19 protein-coding genes and 1 pseudogene are annotated in these 23,196 nt (G+C 61.3%); 4 read left to right on the top strand and 16 right to left on the bottom strand.

Annotation, left to right across the window (positions count from 1 at the left end; all coding sequences use genetic code 11):
- Positions 1-7 precede the first annotated feature (7 nt).
- From gap to KUF55_RS07480, 10 genes and pseudogenes are all read right to left on the bottom strand, one after another.
- Positions 8-1,021 (bottom strand): type I glyceraldehyde-3-phosphate dehydrogenase, encoded by a 1,014-nt coding sequence (gene gap / locus KUF55_RS07525; protein ID WP_132365264.1) that lies wholly within the window; start codon positions 1,019-1,021, stop codon positions 8-10.
- A 243-nt stretch (positions 1,022-1,264) separates the two neighbouring features.
- Positions 1,265-1,894 (bottom strand): superoxide dismutase, encoded by a 630-nt coding sequence (locus tag KUF55_RS07520; protein ID WP_168151551.1) that lies wholly within the window; start codon positions 1,892-1,894, stop codon positions 1,265-1,267.
- Between the two features lie 92 nt (positions 1,895-1,986).
- Positions 1,987-2,967: a DNA-binding protein WhiA gene (gene whiA, locus KUF55_RS07515; RefSeq protein WP_132365010.1), complete on the bottom strand. Its 981-nt coding sequence runs from the start codon at positions 2,965-2,967 to the stop codon at positions 1,987-1,989.
- A gap of 10 nt (positions 2,968-2,977) precedes the next feature.
- Positions 2,978-4,016 (bottom strand): annotated as a pseudogene (yvcK, locus tag KUF55_RS07510) (uridine diphosphate-N-acetylglucosamine-binding protein YvcK).
- A 6-nt stretch (positions 4,017-4,022) separates the two neighbouring features.
- On the bottom strand, positions 4,023-4,916 hold the full coding sequence (gene rapZ / locus KUF55_RS07505; RefSeq protein WP_132365008.1) for an RNase adapter RapZ: 894 nt from the start codon (positions 4,914-4,916) through the stop codon (positions 4,023-4,025).
- 36 nt (positions 4,917-4,952) lie between these two features.
- The gene (gene uvrC, locus KUF55_RS07500) at positions 4,953-6,914 is read right to left on the bottom strand and encodes an excinuclease ABC subunit UvrC (RefSeq protein ID WP_218818466.1); all 1,962 of its coding nucleotides are present in this window, start codon (positions 6,912-6,914) and stop codon (positions 4,953-4,955) included.
- Positions 6,915-6,929: 15 nt separating this feature from the next.
- On the bottom strand, positions 6,930-7,583 hold the full coding sequence (locus KUF55_RS07495; RefSeq protein ID WP_370630965.1) for a lysophospholipid acyltransferase family protein: 654 nt from the start codon (positions 7,581-7,583) through the stop codon (positions 6,930-6,932).
- A gap of 15 nt (positions 7,584-7,598) precedes the next feature.
- Positions 7,599-8,318, bottom strand: coding sequence for an HAD hydrolase-like protein (locus KUF55_RS07490; protein WP_132365005.1), 720 nt, complete (start codon positions 8,316-8,318; stop codon positions 7,599-7,601).
- Positions 8,319-8,398: 80 nt separating this feature from the next.
- On the bottom strand, positions 8,399-11,281 hold the full coding sequence (gene uvrA, locus KUF55_RS07485) for an excinuclease ABC subunit UvrA (RefSeq protein WP_132365004.1): 2,883 nt from the start codon (positions 11,279-11,281) through the stop codon (positions 8,399-8,401).
- Between the two features lie 62 nt (positions 11,282-11,343).
- On the bottom strand, positions 11,344-11,727 hold the full coding sequence (locus KUF55_RS07480; protein WP_132365003.1) for a GntR family transcriptional regulator: 384 nt from the start codon (positions 11,725-11,727) through the stop codon (positions 11,344-11,346).
- 84 nt (positions 11,728-11,811) lie between these two features.
- On the opposite strand from KUF55_RS07480, the gene KUF55_RS07475 reads away from it, so the two are divergent.
- On the top strand, positions 11,812-12,474 hold the full coding sequence (locus tag KUF55_RS07475; RefSeq protein ID WP_218818465.1) for an MBL fold metallo-hydrolase: 663 nt from the start codon (positions 11,812-11,814) through the stop codon (positions 12,472-12,474).
- Here KUF55_RS07475 and KUF55_RS07470 read toward each other — a convergent pair.
- The 3 genes from KUF55_RS07470 to KUF55_RS07460 form a co-directional block, all read right to left on the bottom strand.
- Positions 12,461-13,912, bottom strand: coding sequence for a DUF222 domain-containing protein (locus tag KUF55_RS07470; protein ID WP_218818464.1), 1,452 nt, complete (start codon positions 13,910-13,912; stop codon positions 12,461-12,463). The two genes, KUF55_RS07475 and KUF55_RS07470, sit on opposite strands and share 14 nt — an antisense overlap.
- A gap of 131 nt (positions 13,913-14,043) precedes the next feature.
- Positions 14,044-14,340: a hypothetical protein gene (locus KUF55_RS07465; protein ID WP_218818463.1), complete on the bottom strand. Its 297-nt coding sequence runs from the start codon at positions 14,338-14,340 to the stop codon at positions 14,044-14,046.
- 35 nt (positions 14,341-14,375) lie between these two features.
- Entirely contained in the window at positions 14,376-15,164 is a 789-nt protein-coding gene (locus tag KUF55_RS07460) for a trans-aconitate 2-methyltransferase (RefSeq protein ID WP_218818721.1), read from the bottom strand.
- Positions 15,165-15,216: 52 nt separating this feature from the next.
- Between KUF55_RS07460 and KUF55_RS07455 the strand changes: the two genes are divergently transcribed.
- Positions 15,217-17,751, top strand: a complete 2,535-nt coding sequence (locus KUF55_RS07455; protein WP_218818462.1) for an RNA helicase — start codon at positions 15,217-15,219, stop codon at positions 17,749-17,751.
- Between the two features lie 69 nt (positions 17,752-17,820).
- Here the strand turns inward: KUF55_RS07455 and KUF55_RS07450 are convergent, their stop codons facing one another.
- A complete protein-coding gene (locus tag KUF55_RS07450) occupies positions 17,821-18,675 on the bottom strand; it encodes a metal-dependent hydrolase (protein WP_132364997.1) in 855 nt (284 codons plus the stop codon).
- Between the two features lie 114 nt (positions 18,676-18,789).
- Here KUF55_RS07450 and KUF55_RS07445 point away from each other — a divergent pair, with 114 nt between their 5' ends.
- Together KUF55_RS07445 and KUF55_RS07440 are read left to right on the top strand one after the other, a co-directional pair.
- Entirely contained in the window at positions 18,790-19,269 is a 480-nt protein-coding gene (locus KUF55_RS07445) for a GNAT family N-acetyltransferase (RefSeq protein WP_218818461.1), read from the top strand.
- Positions 19,266-20,549 (top strand): alpha/beta fold hydrolase, encoded by a 1,284-nt coding sequence (locus KUF55_RS07440; protein ID WP_218818460.1) that lies wholly within the window; start codon positions 19,266-19,268, stop codon positions 20,547-20,549. The genes KUF55_RS07445 and KUF55_RS07440 overlap by 4 nt, the downstream gene beginning before the upstream one ends.
- Here KUF55_RS07440 and KUF55_RS07435 read toward each other — a convergent pair.
- Both KUF55_RS07435 and KUF55_RS07430 read right to left on the bottom strand, forming a co-directional pair.
- Positions 20,546-21,871 carry an MFS transporter gene (locus tag KUF55_RS07435; protein WP_218818459.1) on the bottom strand — a complete coding sequence of 442 codons (1,326 nt, stop codon included), beginning with the start codon at positions 21,869-21,871 and terminating at the stop codon, positions 20,546-20,548. The genes KUF55_RS07440 and KUF55_RS07435 overlap by 4 nt on opposite strands.
- Positions 21,872-21,971: 100 nt before the next feature.
- Entirely contained in the window at positions 21,972-23,066 is a 1,095-nt protein-coding gene (locus tag KUF55_RS07430; RefSeq protein WP_132364993.1) for a TerC family protein, read from the bottom strand.
- Positions 23,067-23,196 lie beyond the last annotated feature (130 nt).

Here is a 23,196-nt window from a genome sequence, read left to right as displayed (position 1 = left end):
GACGAGACTAAACGAGCCGCGCGCCGACGTAGTCGACCAAGTCGACCAGGCGCGAGGAGTAACCCCACTCGTTGTCGTACCAGGCAACGATCTTTGCGGTGGTGCCGATGACGGTGGTCAATCCGGCGTCGAAGATCGCGGAGTGCTCGTCGTGGACGATGTCGGTGGAGACCAACGGATCCTCGGAGTACTTCAGGTAGCCGACCAGCGGTCCCTCAGCTGCTGCCTTCTTGAAGGCTGCGTTGATTTCTTCAACCGAGGCCTCGCGGGCCAGGTTGACGGTCAGGTCGGTGGCCGAACCGGTCGGAACCGGAACGCGCATGGCGTAACCATTGAGCTTGCCCTTGAGCTCCGGGAGCACCAGGCCGATGGCCTTGGCCGCACCGGTGGAGGTCGGGATCATGTTCAGTGCAGCGGCGCGGGCACGGCGCGGATCGGACTTGTGCGGGGAATCCTGCAGGTGCTGATCCGCGGTGTAAGCGTGGATGGTGGTCATCAGGCCGTCCACGATGCCGAACTGGTCGTTCAGGACCTTGGCGATCGGGCCCAAGCAGTTGGTGGTGCACGAAGCGTTGGAGATGATGTGGTGCTTGTCAGCTTCGTACTTCTCGTGGTTAACACCCATCACGATGGTGATGTCTTCGTGGGATGCGGGTGCCGAGATGATGACCTTCTTGGCTCCAGCCTGCAGGTGCTTCTCGGCGTCGACGGCCTTGGTGAACAGACCGGTGGATTCGATGACGATGTCCACGCCGAGCTCGCCCCAGCCGAGGTGTGCTGGGTTCTTCTCCGAGAGGACCTTAATGCGCTTGTTGCCGATGACGATGAAGGCACCGTCAACGCTCACGTCTTCGGCCAGACGGCCCAAAACGGAATCGTACTTGACCAGCATGGCCAGGTCTTGGATGGAACCGAGATCGTTTACTGCCACGATCTCAATGTTTGCGCCCTTGGCGAGAGAAGCTCGCAGGAAGTTACGGCCAATGCGTCCGAAACCGTTAATGCCAACACGGGTAGTCACGTGTGTATCTCCTAGACAGAGTGGTGTTGCCACTGCCGTACCGGGAGCGATCCCACATTAAGGGAGCACAGGAAACGGAGTGACTTGGAAAGATTGGACACTCCGTTGTGTCATCGGCGTAGATACCGACCGGTTATTGCGCATCTTGCGGGGTTAGCCGCAAGATGCGCAAAACACGATGTTTTTATCTTACGCCATTTTGGCGTTCGATGTGAGGCGGGTTACTCCTCGGGGTGTTGCGTTTTACTTGCCGGGGACGATCAGCTTCGCCGCACCAGCCCGCGCAGCATCAAAACGAGCCGACACATCCGCCCAATTCACAATGTTCCAGAAAGCCTTCACATAGTCGGCCTTAACATTCACGTAATCCAGGTAGAAAGCGTGCTCCCACATGTCCAACATCAACAACGGAGTCGTCGCCACCGGAACATTGCCCTGCTGATCATAAAGCTGCTCAATGACCAACTGGCCACCCAAGCCCTCAAAGCCCAACAACGCCCAACCCGAACCCTGCAAGCTCATCGCAGCAGCAGTGAAGTGCGCACGGAAAGCATCAAAAGAACCAAAAGCATCATCAATCGCAGCAGCCAACTCACCCTCGGGCTTATCGCCACCCTCCGGAGACAAGTTGTTCCAGAAAATCGAGTGGTTGGTGTGACCACCCAAGTGGAACGCCAAATCCTTGGACAACTTCGGAATCGCCCCGAACTCACCCTTCTCGCGAGCCTCAGCCAACTGCTCCAACGCAGTATTCGCCCCAGCAACATACGTAGCGTGGTGCTTGGAGTGGTGCAGCTCCATGATCCGCGCCGAAATATTCGGCTCCAAAGCGGCGTAATCGTACTGCAGCTCAGGCAAGGTATAAATAGCCAAAATGACTCCTCAAATCGTGTTTCGTACACCCAGCGTGATGTGGATGCACTCATCTTCATTACTGCATCTCCGCTGACGCGGAAAAATCGTGGTTAGTGTTCCAACACATCCAAGGGAACGCTCGCCTCGGTGCCAGGTATTCCCATTTCAATGGCCCTTTTGTCGGCCATGGCAAGAAGTCTTCGGATCCGTCCGGCGATGGCGTCCTTGGTCATGGGCGGTTCTGCCATACGACCGAGCTCATCCAGTGACGCCTGTTTGTGCGCCACGCGCAGGGCACCTGCGTACTTGAGGTGTTCGGGAACCTCGTCGCCAAGGATCTCTAGGGCGCGGTCCACCCGAGCTCCGGCGGCAACGGCAGCCTGAGCCGAACGGCGCAGGTTCGCATCGTCAAAGTTAGCCAGACGGTTAGCGGTCGCGCGCACTTCCTTACGCATCCGGCGTTCTTCCCAGACCATCAATGCGTCGTGGGCGCCCATGCGCGTCAGGAGCTGAGCGATGGCTTCCCCGTCGCGGATGACCACGCGGTCAACACCGCGGACCTCGCGTGCCTTGGCCACCAGACCCAGTCGCCGCGCCGCGCCGACCAATGCCAGCGCAGACTCGGGGCCGGGGCAGGTGATTTCCAGGGCCGAAGAGCGCCCCGGTTCGGTCAGTGATCCGTGGGAAAGGAAGGCGCCACGCCATACGGCCTCGGCATCCGCTGCCGAACCATTAACGATGACCGAGGGCAGGCCGCGGACGGGCCGGCCGCGGCCATCAAGCAGACCGGTCTGGCGGGCCAGTGCCTCACCATCACGTACCACCCGGACCACATAGCGGTTGCCGCGGCGTAAACCGCCGCCGGAAACCACAATGATCTCGGAGGTGTGGCCATACACTTCTGCGATGGCGGCACGCAGGCGTCTCGCGGTGGAGGCCAGATCAACCTCCGCCTCAATCACGATGCGACCGGAAATGATGTGCAGTCCACCGCAAAAACGCAGCATGGTGGATACCTCTGCCTTGCGCTCGGATGACCGCCGGATTTCAAGCCGGGACAGTTCGTCCTTGACGGAAGCCGTCAGTGCCATGGATTGTTTCCTAACTGCTGGGCTCGTCTGTGCTAAACGTGGTAAACACGTCGTGGTAGGCGGCGGCAAGTCTCAAGGGGTCGTGGACTGCGCGTCCGGCACCAACCCCTACTTTACCGAAAAAGGTTCGGGCACCTAGCCGGGCCGCCGCCTGAGTGAATGCTTCGTGGTCAGAAATCGTTGTCGGATCGGCCAATACGGCGTCCAAGCGCAACTCGGGAGCATAACGCGAGATGACCTCAAGATGCGCCGCGGCATCCATTCCGGCGGTCTCGGCGGTATCTGTGGACAGGTTCATGGTCAGCAGTCGGCGGGCTGGCGTCCGGGCCAGCGCCTCGCGCATTTCGGGTAGCAAGAGGTGCGGGATGACCGAGGTGTACCAGGACCCCGGTCCCAGGATGACCCAGTCCGCCAGCTCGATGGCGTCGAGTGCCTCGGTGCAGGCGGCGGCATCGGCAGGTTCCAGGCGCACGTTGGTGACCCGCATGCTTTCACCGACCATGGCAAGCTTCGCCTGACCGGAGATGCGGCGGCTGACCAGTTTTGCATCCTCGGCCTCTTCCAGCACGTCCCCGGTGATGGTCAGCGGGGTGATGCTCATGGGCAGGACCTGACCGCGCGCACCGAGCAGTGCTCCGGCCCAGCGCAGCCCGGCCACGGGATCCTTCAGCAACTCCCAGAGGGCCACGATGAGCAGGTTGCCCACCGCGTGCTGGTCCAAGGAGGCGCTGGAACCGGGTTTGGAGACAAAACGATGTTGCATGACATCGCGCCAGGTCCTCCCCCAGTCGGTGTCATCACACAGGGCTGCCAGGGCCATTCGCAGGTCACCGGGGGAAGCACGTCGAGTTCTTCGCGCAGTCGCCCGGAGGAGCCACCGTCGTCGGCCACCGTCACGATGGCCGTCAGATCGGTGGTGAGTCGGCGCAAGGCCGACAGTGATGCCGAGAGACCGTGGCCGCCGCCCAGGGCAACCACGCGCACCACCTTGTTTTCACCCGGGGAACGCGAGGGGGCTGGATGGGGATGGGCCCGGTAAAAAACGCCATGGCTGCCTACTCCCGGCCCAGGTCCCGGTGCGTGACGTTCACCCGCACGCTGGGCAGCTGAGACAGGCGGCGGCCAATCTCCTCGGCGGTGGCCACCGAGCGGTGCTTGCCTCCGGTGCAGCCTACGGCGATGGTGGCGTAGTGCTTGTTTTCGCGGCGGTAGCCCTCAAAAACTGGTTCAAGACTGGAGATGAAGCGCTCGATGAATTCGCCGGCACCCTTGGCGGTGAGCACGTAGTCGGAGACTTTTTTCTCCTTGCCGGTAAACGGACGAAGTTCCGGCACCCAGTGCGGGTTGGGGATAAAGCGAACATCTGCCACGAAGTTGGCGTCGGTGGGAAGACCATACTTAAAGCCGAAGCTCATCACGTTCAGGCGCAGCACGATGGGGCCGGACTCCGAGAAGAGTTCGGTAATGGTGCGCGCTAGATCATGCACCGACATTTCGGTGGTGTCGACGACAATTTCTGCCGCCTCCTTCATCTCACGCAATACATCGCGTTCCCTGGCGATGCCATCGCTGATCCGGTCATCGGCTTGCAGCGGGTGCGGGCGCCGGCCCTGTTCAAAGCGTCGCACCAGCAGATCATCTGCCGCATCCAAGAAGAGCACGCGGTACTTGATCCCGGCGCTGGTCAGTGACGCCAAGGCCTCCCGCAGCTGCGGGAAGAGTGATTTGGAGCGCACATCCATGACCACGGCCAGCTTCGGGAGGGATCCCCCGGAATGAGCAACAATTTCGGTGAGCATCCCCAGCAGCGTCGGGGGAAGGTTCTCCACCACGTACCAGCCATGGTCTTCCAAGGCATGGGCGGCGGTGGTGCGCCCGGCACCCGACATGCCGGTAATAACTAAGATCTCGGACTCGGGAGGTTTCACTGGGGCAAGCTCGGTGGTCATACCCCCTAGCCTAGTCGTCTCGGACGGCGCGAGGCGTTAGGAAAGTACCTCACCGGTAGTCATGTTCACTGCCGGCGCACCCGTATCGGCCTTGGCCAGTTCCGCAAAGACCGTGGCGGCCAGCACCGGACCGATGCCCGGCACCTGCCCAAGTTCTTCAACGGAGGCCGCACGCATCTTTTTCATCGTCCCAAAGTGCTTACGCAGTGCCTCGCGTTTGGCCGGGCCCAGACCGGAAATGGAATCAAGCAGCGAGGTGGTCATCGAGGCCGAACGCTTTTTGCGGTGGAAGGTGATGGCAAAGCGGTGCGCCTCATCACGCACTCGCTGGACCAGGTACAGGGCGTTGGAGGCACGCGGCAGGATCACCGGGAACTCATCCTCCGGTAGCCACAGCTCCTCTAGACGCTTGGCCAGGCCCACCACGTAGATGTCGTCGATGCCCAGATCGGCCAGGGCACGAGAGGCCGCGGCAACCTGGGGCGGTCCACCATCAACGATGACCAGCGAGGGCGGGTAGGCGAATCGTCGTGCCGGGGCCTTGGCCGCGGCATCGGAGATATCCACCTCGCCGGAGACCATCGGCACCATATTGGCCGATTCCTCCAAGTAGTTCTTGAAACGGCGAGATATCACGTCATACATGGAGGCGGTGTCATCACGGGCCGCCTCACCGGTGATGGCAAATTTGCGGTAATCGCTCTTTTTCGGCAGCCCGTCTTCGAACACCACCATGGAGGCCACCACGTTGGTGCCCTGGGTGTGTGAGGCGTCGTAACATTCGATGCGCAGTAGCGGGATCGGCAACCCGAGGGATTCCTGCAGCTCCTGGAGTGAGGCGGAGCGCGTGGTCAGGTCCCCGGCGCGGCGGGATTTGTGCAGGCGCAGGGACTGCTCGGCGTTTTCGCGCACCGTTTCGGCAAGTGTTGCCTTGTCCCCACGCTGTGCCACGCGCAGCGAGACGGCCGAGCCGCGGCGTTCGTGCAGCCAGGCGGCGACGTCGTCCGCGTTTTCCGGTAGCACCGGGACCAGTACCTCGCGCGGGATCCGGTCATCGCCCGCCGCCTCACCGTAGACCTGGGTGAGCAGGTGCTCGATGAATTGCTCCGGGGTCGAGTCCTCGACCTTTTCCACGACCCAGCCGCGCTGACCGCGGATGCGACCGTTACGCACGTGGAATACCTGCACCGCGGCCTCGAGCTCGTCCTCGTGCACGGCGAAGATGTCGGCCTCGGTATTTTCGCTCAGCACCACGGCATTACGCTCGAATACTCGGCGTAGCGCTGCAATGTCGTCCCGATAACGAGCTGCCTGCTCATATTCGAGCCGCGAGACGGCATCGCCCATCTTGGTTTCGAGTTCCTTGATGAAGCGAGTGCCCTCGCCACCCATGAACTGGCAGAGATCCGCGGCGAGCTGTCGGTGCTCCTCGGGGCTGACGCGGCCCACACAGGGGGCGGCGCATTTGTCGATGTAGCCCAGCAGGCAGGGCCGTCCGGAGGATTGGGCTCGGTTGAAGACCCCGGTGGAGCAGCTGCGTACCGGGAAGACGCGCAGGAGCGTATCTAGGGTTTCGCGGATGGCCTTGGCCGGATAAAACGGGCCAAAGTACTTGGTGTCCTTGCGCTTGTCCCCACGCATGACCTGCGCGCGCGGGTACTTATCCCCCATGGTCACCGCGAGGTACGGGTAGGACTTGTCGTCGCGGAAGACGATGTTAAAGCGCGGGTTAAATTCCTTGATCCAGGTGTATTCGAGCTGCAACGCCTCGAGTTCCGAACCGACCACCGTCCATTCGACCGATACCGCGGTATGCACCATGGTGTGGGTCTTGGCGGTCAGCGTGGCGGGATTGGCGAAGTACGAATTCAATCGTGAGCGCAGCACCTTGGCCTTGCCGACGTAGATGACGCGGCCCACCTCGTCACGAAAGCGGTAGACCCCCGGGTTGATGGGGATATCTCCCGTCGCGGGGCGGTAACTCTTGGGATCTGCCACGGTGTTTTTTCGCTTCTACTCGGCGATGGGTGACTGGTTGTACGCGTCCACCCGCTCCTGGCCGGTGAGTTCGGCGATGGCGTCAACGATCTGGTCGGTGGCGGCACGCCGCTGCGGCAGCGGGTGCTTGCGTCCCAGATGCTCAAATTGCAGCGGTTTGCCGAAGGCGATGGTGAAGTGGTGCGGCTTGATGGTGTTTTTGCCCGCGGGCTGCAGCTTCTCGGTACCGATCAGTCCCACCGGAATCACCGGGGCACCGGTGGTCAGCGCCAGCCAGCCCACGCCGGTGCGGCCGCGGTAAAGTTGCCCGTCGCGCGAGCGGGTTCCCTCCGGGTAGATGCCGATGCCACTGCCGGATTCCAAGATGTCCACCAGGGATTCAAGGGCCGCAACGGACGCCGCCTGTTCCCCGCGCTGGACCGGGATGGAGCCCACGGATTCGAAGAAGGTCTTCATGGCCTTGCCCTTAAGCCCGGGGGTCGTGAAGTATTCGGCCTTGGCGAAGAACGCGACATCACGGGGGGTCAGCGCCTGGATGATGATGGAGTCCAGGAAGGACAGGTGGTTGGAGGCGACGATGATCGGTCCGGTGCGCGGAACGTTCTCCAGCCCGGTGACGGTGGGGCGGCACAGCCCCGTCAGCAGCCCGCGAATCGATGAGCGGGTCATGGTGTACAAACTCATCTAAGCGTTAGCTCCCGAGCTGGAGACGGACGCCAACGCGGCGCGCAGCGATTCTTCGGCGGGTGAACCCAGCAGCAGCCCGGCCAGCGCCGGTACATCCACCGCATGGGCCCCGGCTCCGGCGGCCGCTAGTTCTCCGGCTTCGGCGAAGCCCCACCCGGCACCGATGGAGGACATGGAATTTTCGTTGGCCGCCTCGATGTCATAGCGCCGATCCCCGACCATCACGCAGTGCGCGGGGTCTAGGTCGTGCGCGCTCAGGGCTGCGGCCACAATGTGAGTCTTGGAGGAGGAATGCCCATCTCCCTCGTCGTCGTTGCCAAAAATCCCGTCAAGCAATGGGGTAATCCCCTGGATCTGCAACAATTCTGCGGCGATGTGCGTGGGCTTGGCCGTGGCGACCAACACCGTGATTCCGGCTTCACGTAATGAGCCAAGTAATTCCAACACGCCCGGGTAGGGCCGCGAAGACGCCATGCCATGGCTGGCATATTGCGCGCGGTAGGTGGAGATCAGTGATCCGATATTCGTCGGCGTGACGCCCTGGATGCTGGCCAACCCGATGGTTAGTGGCGGTCCGATGAGGGACAGGAGTTTTTCTTCACCCGGGTCGGGAATCTGCGCCTGCGTCAACGCATGGCGGATGCCCGAGGTGATCGCCCCGGCGGGGTCCACAAGGGTTCCGTCGAGGTCAAGTAGCACGGCTGAGGGAGCAATCATCACCTTGGTATTCTCGCATGAACCTGGCGGCTTCGTCGTACGTGCATGCCCGAATCGGCATACACGCACGACGTTGGTGCCTAGCCAAGCAGTGGTGCGAGGAACTTTCCGGTGTAGCTTCCGTCCGTCTTGGCGACCTGTTCCGGTGTGCCAAGGGCGATGATTTCTCCGCCACCGCTGCCACCTTCCGGACCCATATCGATGACCCAGTCGGCGGACTTGATCACGTCGAGGTTGTGCTCGATGGTGATCACCGTATTGCCCTTGTCGACCAGCCCCTGAAGGACCAGCAGGAGCTTGCGGATATCTTCGAAATGCAGGCCGGTGGTGGGCTCGTCAAGCACGTAGATAGAGCGGCCATTGGAGCGTTTCTGCAGTTCGGCAGCCAATTTTACGCGCTGCGCTTCGCCACCGGAAAGGGTGGTGGAGGCCTGTCCCAGACGGACGTAGCCCAGCCCCACATCCACCAGGGTGCGCAGGTGGCGAGCGATCGGGGTGAAGGCGGCAAAGAACTCCGCACCCTCCTCGATCGGCATGTTCAGCACGTCGGCAATGGATTTGCCCTTGTACTGGACTTCCAGGGTCTCGCGGTTGTAGCGCGCTCCATGGCAAACCTCACACGGGACATAAACGTCCGGAAGGAAGTTCATCTCAATTTTCAGTGTGCCGTCACCCGAACACGATTCGCAGCGCCCGCCCTTCACGTTGAAGGAGAAGCGGCCCGGCAGGTAACCGCGCACTTTGGCCTCGTTGGTCTCCGCGAAGAGCTTACGAACATGGTCAAAAACGCCGGTGTAGGTAGCCGGGTTGGAGCGTGGGGTGCGGCCAATGGGCGACTGATCGACATGGATGACCTTGTCCAGGTGCTCCAGGCCCTCAACGCGAGTGTGCCGCCCCGGAACCTGCTTGGCACCGTTGAGCTTATTGGCCAGCACCTTGTAGAGCACGTCGTTCACCAGCGTGGACTTGCCCGAACCCGAGACACCCGTGACGGCCGTCAGGACCCCGAGCGGGAAGTGAGCTGTGAGGTCCTCAAGGTTATTTTCGCGGGCACCGATGACGGTGACCTGTCGCTTTTTGTCGATCTTGCGGCGCTTGGCCGGAATCTCGATCTTTTTGCGCCCGGAGAGGTAGTCGCCGGTGATGGAGCGGGTGTTCGCCTTCAAACCTTCCAACGACCCGGAGTGCACGACTTCGCCTCCGTGTTCTCCGGCGCCCGGGCCGATGTCAACAATCCAGTCGGCCTCGGCGATGGTGTCTTCATCGTGTTCGACAACGATCAGCGTGTTGCCCAGCGAACGCAGGCGCGTCAGGGTTTCGATGAGTCGACGGTTATCACGCTGGTGCAGACCGATGGAGGGCTCGTCAAGGACGTAAAGCACCCCCACCAGACCCGAACCAATCTGTGTTGCCAAGCGGATACGCTGGGCTTCGCCGCCCGAGAGCGTTCCTGCCGGGCGCTCCAGATTCAAGTATTCGAGCCCCACATCCAGCAGGAAGCGCAGACGGGCCTGAATCTCTTTGAGTACCTGATTAGCGATCTGTGCCTCGCGGCCGGTGAGCACCAAGTTTTCGAGGAAATCCGAGCACTCGCGCATCGGCATTGCCGAGACCGCGGCAATGGACTTCTCATTGATCAACACCGACAGCGAGGCAGGGTTCAACCGGGCGCCATTGCATTCCGGGCACGGGATCTGGCGCATGTACTCTTCGTATTTATCCCGGGCATTCTCGGACTCGGTTTCGAGGTGCTTACGGTGAATGTACTGCACCACACCTTCAAACCCGGTGGAGTACTTGCGCTCGCGCCCGAAGCGGTTCTTGTACTGCACCACCACCTTGTGGTCCTTGCCGTGAAGAATGGCTTGCCGAGCGATGGCCGGCAGCTTGTTCCACGGAGTTTCGAGCGTGAAATCCATTTCGACGCCCAGTCCTTCGAGCAATCGATTCCAATATTCGCTGGTTGCCGTGCCCAATGACCATGGCGCAATGGCGCCGTGTCCCAAGGGCATGTCAACGTCCGGAATGATCAGGTCCTCGTCGACCTCGAGGCGTGTACCGATGCCACTGCAGGCGGGGCAGGCCCCAAAGGGGTTGTTAAAGGAGAAAGACCGCGGTTCGATCTCATCGATGGCCAACGGGTGTTCGTTGGGGCAGGCGAGGTTTTCGGAGAAGGTGCGGATCCGACCGGCATCATCTGCATCAAGGTCAACAAAGTCGATGAGGACTCTGCCCTCGGCCAGGTTGAGCGCGGTTTCGATCGAATCTGTCAGGCGCTGGCGCACCTTGTCATTAATCGCTAGGCGGTCAACAACCACCTCGATGGTGTGTTTGTACTGCTTACCCAGCTTTGGCGGGTCACTGATCTGAATGGTCTCCCCATCCACACGTGCTCGGGAGTAACCCTTGGCCCCCAGTTCCTTGAAGAGGTCAACAAACTCACCCTTGCGACCACGGACCACCGGTGCAAGGACCTGGAATCGGGTCTTCGGCGCAAGTTCAAGTAGTTGGTCAACGATCTGCTGCGGAGTCTGCTTGGTGACAGCCTCCCCACAAACCGGGCAATATGGCCTGCCCACACGAGCCCAGAGCAGACGCATGTAATCATAAATCTCGGTGATGGTTCCCACCGTGGAGCGCGGGTTCTTCGACGTTGACTTCTGGTCGATGGAGACCGCAGGGGAAAGCCCCTCGATGAAATCAACGTCGGGCTTATCGACCTGACCCAGGAACTGGCGCGCGTAGGCGGAGAGAGATTCGACGTAGCGTCGTTGTCCCTCGGCAAAGATGGTGTCGAATGCCAGCGAGGACTTGCCGGAGCCCGAGAGCCCGGTAAAGACAATCATCGCGTCACGCGGCAAATCGAGGTCGACATTGCGTAGGTTATGTTCGCGCGCACCCTTGACCACAAGGCGGGTCAGGTCGTGCGGGCGCTGGGTCTCGAGGGAGCGGGAAGTAGGCACCAGATCATGCTAATCGAAAACTACTTCGAATGGGGAGCACTTGTGAGCAATGCGACCTAGGACTATCCGAGCTGCGAAGTGAAGGCCGCTCGGACGTATGCAACCGCTGCCTTTTCGGAAATTCCCCAGCGTGTCGCAATGGCTGCCAGTTCCGACGCCGCGTCGGCCACGGCGATGGAACCCTCGTCCTCAGTTGCCTGAACGATGGTGCCGTGCCGCCCACGGGTCACCACCGCGCCGGAGCCTTCCAATTCCTTATAAACCTTGGCCGCGGTGTTGACGGCGAGGCCCAGTTGTTCGGCGAGCGCCCGCACTGAAGGCAACTTGGTGCCAGCTTTAAGTTTGCCCTTGGAGATGGCAGCAAGGATCTGTTGGCGGACTTGTTGGTACGGCGCGGTTTTGTCGGTGGGATCGAGGGCAATGAATGCCAAGGGATTTCCGTCCATGAGAAACGTCCTTCAGGTAGATCGTGGGCAAGGCCTGCGCAACAGACTATCGTGCCCCCATTTGGTACGACGTAAGGTATTGCCATGACTGAACTCTTCTTGGACCTATCGAACGCAACTGTCCGCTCCATCAGCGTTTCCGAAATGGCCAACAATATTTATCTCGTGACATCGAAGAGCGACGGTTCGCAACTACTGATCGACGCAGCGGACGATCCGGCGTCCATTGATCGGTTGGTCGACTCTGCGGCGACCGACGCCTCGGTTCCGACGAAGTTGGTAGGCATCGCCACCACTCACCAGCATTGGGACCACATCAGGGCTCTGAAGGAATACGTCGACCGCACCGGAGTAACGACGTATGCCGGCGCGGATGACGTTGAGGGAATCGCTTCTGGGGCGAACGTACATATAGATGTACCGCTGAAGCATGGCGATACCGTTTCCGTTGGGACCACAGTTCTTGAATGTGTTCACCTACGCGGTCACACTCCTGGTTCCATCGCCTATGTCCTTCGAGACGAGGATGGAACTACCGTCATCCTCAGTGGTGATTCGCTATTCCCGGGCGGCGTGGGCAATACGCAACAGGATGCTCAGCGATTTACGACGTTGCTCGATGACGTTACGCAAAGAATCTTCGAACAATATCCAGATGATGCTTTAGTTCTCCCCGGCCACGGCGTCACGACAACATTGGGCGCGGAGCGTCCAAGCCTGAACGACTGGCGAATCAGGGGCTGGTAAGCCTAAAGAACATATCGGGTTCCGGCGGATATGCCGGAGTGCCCGGCGGTGGTGGGGCGATAGAGCGGTAAGTCTGGCCGCTTGGCGTGTTGATCAGAATGGTGTGCCGAGGTCCAATCACGACAAACTCTTCCCAACCCGAAGTTTCCTTCGTTTGGTTGCAACGAGCACATCGTCCATCGGTATTTGATTCTGTGGTCCGCCCGCCCTTGGCGAATTGGAATATGTGGTCAATATGCCGAATTGGCGCGCCACAATATGGAGTCCGACAACGTTGATCTCGAATATTGATCAAATCCTTGAGTTTCTGCGGCACGATGCGTGCCTTCGAATCCATCGCAACTAACTGTCCGGTGGTGGGAGATGTGTACAGGCGCCGCATCCACACTCTGGCCTTTTGCTTACGCTTCGAAAGCTTGGGATCCCTGGCGATCATTCGCCTGACATATTCGGCCGAGATCGTTCCATATCCCTGAAGAAATGCCGGTTCACTGTCCCCCTCGAGCAAGGATCGATCAGTCATCGAAACACACAACGAGAGTGCTGGACGGGAGGCCACTTCTTGCCCGGTGATTCGTTCAACGGTGGTATCCGCCATGATCTGTTGATCGGTTCGGGTGTCCCCCTTGGCCCGACGTTTAGCGACCTTGGCTAACAAGGCTTGCTTCATGGCTACACCTTGAATAATGGGGAGCACACCGCTAATTCGCATCATCCCGTCGGGCGTCGGCGTTAGCGAAATACGACGCCGATTCTCCGCATCACCGTGCTTGATCATGTCTTCGGTATTGTCGAAGGCAAGGACAATTTTCCGGATGCGAGACCGCAATTCATCATCTCCCACACCGTCCAGGGAACCCTGTTCGCCGGCAATCTCCCGGTCAATTAATTCGCGAACTCCTGGATCAAGATTGTTGGTCTCTCGAACGATGAGCATCGAGCGACTTTCCTTGAGTTCGCCTCGCTGCAGTGCATCAAAGGTATAGGGCATATGCTCAATCATTGACTTGGCGTACGAACTAAACCGAGGCCCCAGATATTGAGCATCCATACGCGCCAGAGCCACCTCGGCACCGACGCCGCGCGCTGGGAAGTCCTTATAAACTCCCTCGTCGTCGTGGCGAGCAACTACGTCTTGCTCTAGTCCATAAGCTTCTTTGGCTTGTGCGGCGCAGATCGAGGCCTTGGCGCGTTCCAACGCAGCAATGCGGGCAGCTCTTGAAGCCTCACCAACAGTTTGCGGCAGGCAAGCCATTGCCCTCGTCATATCGTTGATGAAATCTACGCAGCTATCGTCAGGCAGTTCGGCCTCGGCACGCACTCTGGGTGGCCTCGTCATGTCAGCTGGAATGTGCCTATGGCCAAGGATGAGTTCCCCGGCGGCTTCAACTGAAAGGGGCGTCGGGTTCGATAAGTATTTTTCGTACTCTTCGAACATATTTACTACTATACGCCGGTCGGGTGACGTAAGGAAGCCCTAGAAGACCATTGTTGGGAGCCAAAAAGGCAGCTCTAGTACGAATCCACGACCGGAAATTTAGTGTTGGCGCTTGACACCGCAAAACTGAACTATTTGATAGTCATCCCCTGCGCGTTGCAGGCCTTCTTGAAGGCTTCCTTGTCGATGATGTTGTGAGTACCCGCTTCGTCGGTCGAGACAGCATTCCTGATGGCGTCGGTAGTTGACCTTGAGCCGTGAACTGCCGCTTTCACGAGGTTGGTTCTACCTGCAGCACCATCGTCCGTATATCCGCTGACAAAGTGAATACAAGCTGTGTTTCCATCGGGATCGTCCTGACGGAAGTCCTCGATAGAGGGTCCACCACAGGCGCTAAGCCCCAAGGCCAGAACGGCGAGCACAGGCATGACTCTTTTCCGGACGCCGGGCCCGCGAGAGTCCATCATCGCTTTCGACCGACCATAAAGATTCTGCGGAAGGGAAACAACGTCAGCTCTCCGCCTTGTTTGTCCGGGAACGATGGATAAGCTTGGGCAACCAGCTCTGCATATTCACGCTCAAACTCCGCAGCATCGGCCTGATCGAGCTTGGCTAGGATCGGGCGCAAGGCCGTACCGCGCACCCATTCGAGCACCGGATCGACCCCGGAAAGGATCTGACCATAGGTGGTTTCCCACACATCGGCTTCAAATCCCGCATCCAGCATGATCCGTAGATAGTCTGCAGGCTCCCACACCGCGTCGTCGTGGCGAAGAACTCCGGTCAGCTGTGGTGCCCAACGTGCGGATTCCGCGAGCTGGCGCATCAACGCATGCGATGGCGAACCAAAGTTCCCCGGAACTTGCGCGGCAAACCACGCTCCCGAAGCCAACGCTTCCAGCCACTTGGCTATGAGCTCTCGATGCTCAGGAATCCACTGAAGCATCGCGTTGGATACCAAAACATCGGTTTCGGGTTCGGGCATCCACGTGGTGGCGTCAATGATCTCGAAGTTGAGGTTTGGCGCTTGTTGCTCCTTGCGTGCTTTTTCGATCATGTCCGAAGACAAGTCGAGGCCCGACACATGGGCGTCCGGCCAGCGTTCGGCTAAGGAGTGAGTCAACGGGCCCGGGCCGCAGCCCAAATCGACCACAGCTCTCGGAGTCGCAGCGGTAATACGGGTCGTCAGATCAAAAAACGGTCGATCTCGGTGGTCAGCAAATTGCACATACTTTTTTGGATCCCATTTCATAACCACAGCGTAAGCCGGATGCCCCGCGTAAAACGATAAGCTTGGACACATCATGAAACTTACCGAGTTGCTGCCCAATACTCCCCCACGCGGCGCCACCGCCGAATCTGTCTATGAAGCCTTCATCAAGTGGGTGGAGGACCGCGGCATCGGGCTATACCCGGCACAGGACGAAGCCGTCATGGAATACGTTGCCGGCAACAACGTCATCCTCGCCACGCCCACCGGCTCGGGAAAGTCCCTGGTGGCAGTCGCCGCGCACTTCTACGCCCTGGCCCGTGGCGAGCGCAGTTACTACACCGCTCCCATCAAGGCGCTGGTCTCGGAAAAGTTCTTTGACCTGTGCAAAATCTTTGGTGCAGAGAACGTCGGCATGGTCACCGGCGACTCCTCGGTGAATCAGGATGCTCCGATCATCTGCTGCACCGCGGAGATCCTAGCCAACGTCGCCCTGCGTGAAGGCAAAACCGCCGATCTGGGCACCGTCGTGATGGACGAATTCCACTTCTACGCCGACCCGCAACGTGGTTGGGCCTGGCAGGTTCCGCTGCTGGAACTCCCCCAGGCACAGTTCCTGCTGATGTCCGCCACCCTCGGTGACGTCGGACGCTTCGAGGATGAGCTCACGCTGCGCACCGGTCGTGACACCACCACCGTGGCACACGCCGAACGCCCCATCCCACTGCACTACTACTACTCGCAGGATGCGGTGCAGGAAGCCATCGAAGAGCTGCTTTCCACCAAGCAGGTACCGATCTATGTGGTGCACTTCAGCCAACTCGAGGCCATCGATCGAGCCAGCGGCCTGATGAGCATCAATGTGTGCACGCGTGAAGAAAAAGACCGGATCTCCGAGCTCATCGCCGGATTCAGGTTCTCCGCGGGCTTTGGCAAGACGTTGAACCGTCTGGTGCGTCACGGCATCGGTGTCCACCACGCGGGCATGCTGCCGAAATATCGCCGCCTTGTTGAACAGCTGGCCCAGGCGGGCCTGCTGAAGGTCATCTGCGGAACCGACACCCTGGGCGTGGGCATCAACGTGCCCATTCGTACCGTGTTGATCACCGCCCTGTCCAAGTACGACGGGGTACGCACCCGCATTCTTAATGCCCGCGAGTTCCACCAGATCGCCGGACGAGCCGGACGAGCCGGGTTCGACACCGCCGGTACCGTGGTGGTTCAGGCACCCGAGCACTCCATCGAGAATAAGAAATCCATGGAGAAGGCACTGGCCAAGTTCGGTGATGACTCCAAGAAGCTGCGTCAGGTGACCAAGAAGAAGCCGCCGCAGGGCTTTGTGAGCTGGGGCGAAAAGACCTTCGACCGCATCATCGCCTCCACCCCCGAAACGCTGAGCTCCTCCTTCACCGTCACCCACTCCATTCTGTTGAACCTGTTGGCGCGCGAGGGCGACTCCTTTGCCGCCGCCCGCCGGCTGCTCACCGAGAACCACGAGCCCCCGGTCCGTCAGCGAATCCTGCAGCGCAAGGCGCTGGGCATCCTGCGCGAGCTGCTGGCCACCGGCGTCGTGGAACGTCTGGAACACCCTGACAAGCACGGCAACATGCTGGCCCTCACGGTGCACCTGCAGGAGAACTTCGCGCTGAACCAGCCACTTTCTCCCTTTGCGCTGGCGGCCCTGGAGCTCTTTGACAACGAGTCCCCCAGCTACGCGCTGGACGTCGTCTCGGTCATCGAAGCCACACTGGAAAAGCCACGCCAGGTGCTCGCCGCCCAGCAGAAGAAGGCCCGCGGTGAGGCGATTGCCGCGATGAAGGCCGAGGGCATGGAGTACAACGACCGGATGGCGGCCCTCGAAGAGGTCAGCTACCCGCAGCCGCTGGCCGAGGTACTGGGTAGCGCATTTGAGCAGTACCGTGCCGGTGCGCCGTGGCTTGGCGACTTTGAGCTGGCCCCCAAATCGGTGGTCCGCGACATGTACGAACGCGCCATGAGCTTCAGTGAATACGTGGCATTCTACTCGCTGACCCGCTCGGAGGGCGTGCTGCTGCGCTATCTCACCGACGCGTTTAAAGCGCTGCGCCAGACCGTCCCGCAGGACGCGCTGCGTGAGGACCTCGAGGACCTGATCGAATGGCTCGGGGAACTGATCCGTCAGGTCGATTCCTCGCTGCTGGACGAATGGGAGGAACTGGCCAACGGGGTGCTGCACGAACCCGACGCCGAGATCATCCCGCCGGCCCCCGAACGCCTCACCAGTAACGAGCGGGCCTTCCGCGTGATGGTCCGCAACGAAATGTTCCGCCGCGTGAAGCTCTTTGCCGACGAACAGGATGGTGCGCTGGGCGAGCTGGATGGGCACAGCGGCTTTGGCGCCGATGCCTGGGCCGACGCCATGGACGCCTACTTCGAGGAACATGAGGACATCGATGATGGCCCCGGCGGCCGCGGACCGAACCTGTTGATGATCACCCCCACCAAGGACTCCTGGAAGGTGCGTCAGGTCTTCGCCGACCCGGCAAACAACCACGACTGGGGCATCGACGCCACGGTGAATCTGGCCGACTCCGATGAGGCCGGTTACCCGGTGATCACCGTGACAAATGTGGGACGCCAGGACTCGTAGCTAGGTCGCCACCGAACTTAAACAGCGGTGCCCGCCGGATTGATTCCGGCGGGCACCGCTGTTACTGGATCAGAAACCCAAAAGTTTGGTCAGCGGCTGCACCTGGTTGTGGGCCACGAGCACCATCGGCACCACCAACCCGGCAAGGGCGTAGATGGACACCGGGACACAGAGTAGCCATTCGCGCCACGAGCCGGCCCTACCCAGGATCGGAAAGGCCACCCGGCCTCCGGGCTTCCAGACGTCCTTGAGCAACGGCACGCGCCGCAGCAGCCTCGGCGAGCGAATCCGAATGGGCCAAATCAGGTTGCAGCCACCCACGGTGAGCATGTCCCCGGCGATGTGCACGGCACAGCCCACGGCGACGGCCAGCACCAGCCAGTGCTGTTCATCGGGCGAGAAGACCGCAACAAAAATGCCGGCCGGCACCGCGATGATCCACGGCAATCTGGCCATGGTGTCGGGGATGAACTTTAACGCCTTCAGCGCGAAGGACACCAGCAGCACCGCGAGCAGCCCGGCGCCGGGGTAGATCAGCCCAAAGTGCGAGTTCTGCATGGTCCACAGCCCCAGAATCCAGGCCATGAAGGTGAAGGCTGCGATGCCCAGCAACGAGTGGGTGCCGTTACGGTGTCCGCCGGAGACCTCTCCGATGCCGGCGCAGATCGCGTTGGATACCGGTGGCAATGAGTGCGCGATGGTGGCCCGGCGGTGATCGGCGTCGGGCAGCAATGCCGCACCGGCACACACCATGGCCCCGGCCACCCCCGCAATCGGGCTTTGTTGCAGCAGTCCAAACCCCAGCGGGATGGTGTCGGGCAGCCAGATAAACTGCTCGGCGAGCCTCCCGGTGGGAAGCTGGAAGTTGGTGGTGATCGCGATCCAGGCTGCTGCGCCTGTGGCCGCGTGGTGGCCGCCCATCATGGTAGTTGGTGCCGTCCTAACGATTTTTCTAGCGGGTGAAACGTCCCCAACATTAGGCCGCGGCACCCACGCGTTGGATTCACGGCACGGCGGCACGCCGGTAGGCTTGGTCACATGTCACAGATTCGCCCCGCGCGGCCCGACGATGCCGCAGCGATCCTTTCCCTCATCCATGAACTGGCGGTCTTTGAGCGCGAGCCCGACGCCGTCAAAAACACGCAGGAGCAGCTGACGGCTCACCTCTTCGGGCCGGATCCGCAGGTCTACGCCCACGTGGTGGAGGAGGATGGCACGGTGCTCGGCTTCGCCCTGTGGTTCCTGACCTATTCGACGTGGGAGGGCACGCACGGAATCCATCTCGAGGATCTCTATGTGTCCGAAACCCGGCGCGGGGCCGGGCACGGCAAGGCACTGCTGAGCACGCTGGCGCGGCTGGCGGTACAACGCGGCTACAAACGCGTGGAGTGGAGCGTGCTGGACTGGAATGCCCCGGCCATCGGCTTCTACGACTCCCTGGGCGCCGGCACCATGAACGGCTGGAGTGTCCGCCGTCTCGAGGGTGCCGCGCTGGCGGAACTGGGGGCCGGCGCATGAGCCAGAGCTACAGCTTCCGTGGGATGAATACCACCGAACATTACTTCCAGGTTCCGCTGGATCACGCCACACCGCAGGGCGAAAAGATCACGGTTTTCGCCCGGGAGATTTCCTCCACCGAACATGGCGACCCCACGGCGTTGCCGTGGCTGCTCTTCCTGCAGGGTGGTCCGGGCGGTAAGTCCCCGCGCCCGGCATCGCTGAGCGGCTGGCTGGCCGAGGCCGCCAAGACCTTTAGAATCCTGCTGCTTGATCAGCGCGGAACGGGGCTGAGCACCCCGGCGAACCGGCAGTCACTGCCGCTGCGCGGGGACGGCGCGGCGCAGGCCGCCTACCTCACGCACTTCCGTGCGGATTCAATCGTGCGCGACGCCGAGGCCATCCGCGAGGCCCTGGGCATCAATACGTGGAGCACCTTCGGGCAAAGTTACGGCGGCTTCTGCACGCTGACCTACCTCTCGATCGCCCCGGGATCCCTGGAGCGCTGCATCGTCACCGGCGGGTTGGCCTCACTCACCGCCGATGCGGACACCGTATACCGCGCGACCTACGCTCGGATGGCCGAACGCAACGCGGAATACTTCGCCTGGTACCCGCGCGACCGGGAGGTCCTCACGCAGATCGTGGCTCATTTGGCCCACACCGAGGAACACCTGCCCGGTGGCCGTGCGCTGACCGTGCCGCTGGTGCAACTGCTGGGTCAGTTCTTGGGCGGCAATACCCGGGTGCACGCGCTGCACCATGTCTTCGAGGGTGCCTTCATCAACACCCCGGGTGGCAAACGGCTCTCCGATACCTTCCTGGCCGTGATCGCCGAGCAGGCCGAACGCACCACCAACCCGCTCTACGCGCTGCTACACGAATCGATCTACGCCCAGGGCGCCGCCACGAATTGGTCGGCCGAACGGGTGCTGGAGGAATTCGACGCCTTCTCCCCCACCGCGGATGCCCCGCTGCTGACCGGCGAGATGGTGTACCGCTGGTACTTCCAGGATGATCCGGTCTTACGCCCGCTAGAGGAAACCGCGCGCATCCTGGCCGAGCACGAACACTGGGAACCGCTCTATGACGCCGCGGTATTGGCGGCCAATACCGTACCGGTGGCGGCCGCCGTGTACACGCACGATGTTTATGTGGATCAGGAGCTGTCGCTCCAAACGGCCGCAGCGGTGGGCAATATCCGGGTGTGGGAGACCGATGAGTACCACCACGACGGCATTGGTGATGATGGGCCAATGATCTTCGCGAAGCTGCTGGAGCTGAGCAAGTCCGAAGACTAGGACAAGCGCGCTACCTCGCGCTGCGTGAAAACTGCCACGGTCAGGATAAAGACCAGGCAGAGGTAGCCCAGCCCGGCGTAGCCCAGGGTCGCCAGCAACACTCCGGAGCCGGCGGCCCCCAGTGCTCCGGCGGAACTCATCAGGGTATCCGCCACACCCTGGACCAGGACGCGACGTTCACGGTGTACCCGCTGCGCTAAAAAGGCCGAGCCGGATACCGTACACATGGACCAGCCCACTCCCAGCAGCACCAGTCCCACCGTGATGGCGGCCCGGGAGCTGGCGCCCAGCCCGCAGACCAGCACCGCCGCCACCAGGGTGCCCTGCCCGATGAGCATCATCCGTGGATGGGAGATCCGGTCGGCCAGCGCGCCGATGAACGGAGAGAGGGCGTACATCCCGGCGATATGCAGCGAGATGACGAAACCCACCACGATCAGAATGTCGGTGCTGCCGCCGTGCATTTCGTGTCCGGGGATGCTGGCTAGATCCTTGAGGTGCACCGGGGTCATCGACATCACCCCGACCATCACCAGGTGGGCCACCACGATGCTGGCGATGCCCAGGGTGGCACCGGGCGTGGCCCGCACCGCCGCCAGTCCCTTGGCCAGTGAGCCACGCCGGCGGCCCATCTGGGGCGCGGCCGGGGCCGGGGCCGTACCATCGGCTGCCTCCCAGGCACGGGCCACGTCGATGGGGTCCGGGCGCAGCCCGATGTTCAGTATCACGATGGCCAGCACCATGCCGGTGAGGGAAAAGAGGAACGGCCCGCTCATCGGCGGCAGCCCCAGTCCCTGACCCAGCACCGCTCCGGGTCCGATGAGGTTCGGGCCCGCCACGGCACCGATGGTGATGGCCCAGACCACCAGCCCCAGATCGCGCCCGCGGGTGGCGTCGGCGGCCAGGTCGGTGGCGGCGAAGCGGGCCTGCAGATTCGCCGCGGTGCCCACCCCCAGCAGCGCCGCCCCCAGCAGCAGCATGGCGAAGCTCTGCACCACCGGCGCCAGCATCATGCCGATGGCGCCCAACGCGGCCAGGAAGTAGCCAAAGGACAGGGCCACGCGGCGTCCGCGTTTCACCGCCAGGGCCGCCAGCGGCAGCGCACTGAGTGCGCCAGCGACGGAGATCGCCGTGGTGGCCGCCCCGGCAAAGGCGTTGGACCCGGTCAGTTCCACGGCCATGAGCGAACCAATGGCCAGCCCCGCGCCGTTGCCCACACCGGAAAGCAGCTGCGAGGCGGAGAGCGTGGCCACGGTGCGGCGTTGGGCACGGACACGGTCTCGCAGCTGGAGGGCGGCTGGCAGGATCGGGGAGTTGTTCACCTGCCCCAGCCTAGCAACGGGCTGCGGGTTAAGACCGTCGGGGCCCGTCTTCCACAAGGAAGACGGGCCCCGAGAAGGGTGATTCTAGAACTGCAGGTGCTTACTTGCCGTCGATCTCCGCGGCTTCTGCCGCCTTGGCAGCCTTTTGCTCGGCGGCGGCGCGGCGGCCGGCCGGGGAGAGCAGCGAGGCTACCGTCGCGATGACGATGGTACCGAGGATGACCGTGAGCGAAACGGTGATGGAGATATCCGGCACCCATTCGATGTGCTGTCCACCGTTGATGAACGGCAGTTCGTTCACGTGCATGGCGTGGAAGACCAGCTTGACACCGATGAAGGCCAGAATGATCGACAGTGCGTGCTTGAGGAAGATCAAGCGGTCCATCAGCCCACCGAGCAGGAAGTAGAGCTGACGCAGGCCCATCAACGCGAACAGGTTCGCGGTGAAGACGATGAATGGGGACTGAGTCAATCCGAAGATCGCGGGGATCGAGTCAACGGCGAAGAGCAGGTCGGTCATGCCGATGGTCACGAAGACCATCACCATGGGAGTGAACATCTTCTTGCCGTCGATGACGGTGCGCAGCTTGTTACCGTCGTATTCCTTGGAGATCGGCAGGTTCTTGGTCAGCTTGTAAACGATGCCGTTGTTGGCACCCTCGGATTCGTCCTCACCGTTGTCGGTGGCCTGCTTCCAGGCGGTGAAGAGCAGGAAGGCACCGAAGATGTAGAAGACCCACGAGTAGTGCTCGATGACTGCCGCACCGGCGACGATGAAGATCGCGCGCAGAATCAGGGCAATGATGATGCCGAACATCAACACTTCCTGCTGGTACTTTCGCGGCACCGAGAAGCGGGCCATGATGATGATGAAGACAAAGAGGTTATCGATACTCAGCGAGTACTCGGTCACCCAACCGGCATAGAATTGCTGACCGAGATCCGGGCCCGCCTGGAACCAGACAACGACGCCGAAGATGACTGCGAGTCCTACGTAGAACGCGACCCAAAGGCCAGATTCCTTCATCGAGGGTTCGTGCGGCTTCTTGACGACGTACAGCAAATCAAGAAGAAGAATGATACACAAAGCAGCGAGAGCAATAATCTCAAACTGCAGTGTTAAACCGTGGTTTCCCAATGTGGGGCCTTTCGAACGGGAGGTACGTTTTTTACCGCAAGTCTCTCCGCCGCCCATTCAGATTGGATCGGCCGCTGCGCCCGGCGAGGCATCGATGCCTCGCGTGTTGACGATCACAGCACTTTGGGATACTCCCCTACGCTCCGACTAGTCTAACGCATCCATGTTTCGAACTTGTGAATTGGCT

The sequence above is a fragment of the Paeniglutamicibacter sp. Y32M11 genome (assembly GCF_019285735.1).
Classification (GTDB): domain Bacteria; phylum Actinomycetota; class Actinomycetes; order Actinomycetales; family Micrococcaceae; genus Paeniglutamicibacter.
The sequence above is the reverse complement of the archived record's forward strand: the minus strand, read 5'-3'. Positions and strand labels throughout refer to the sequence as shown.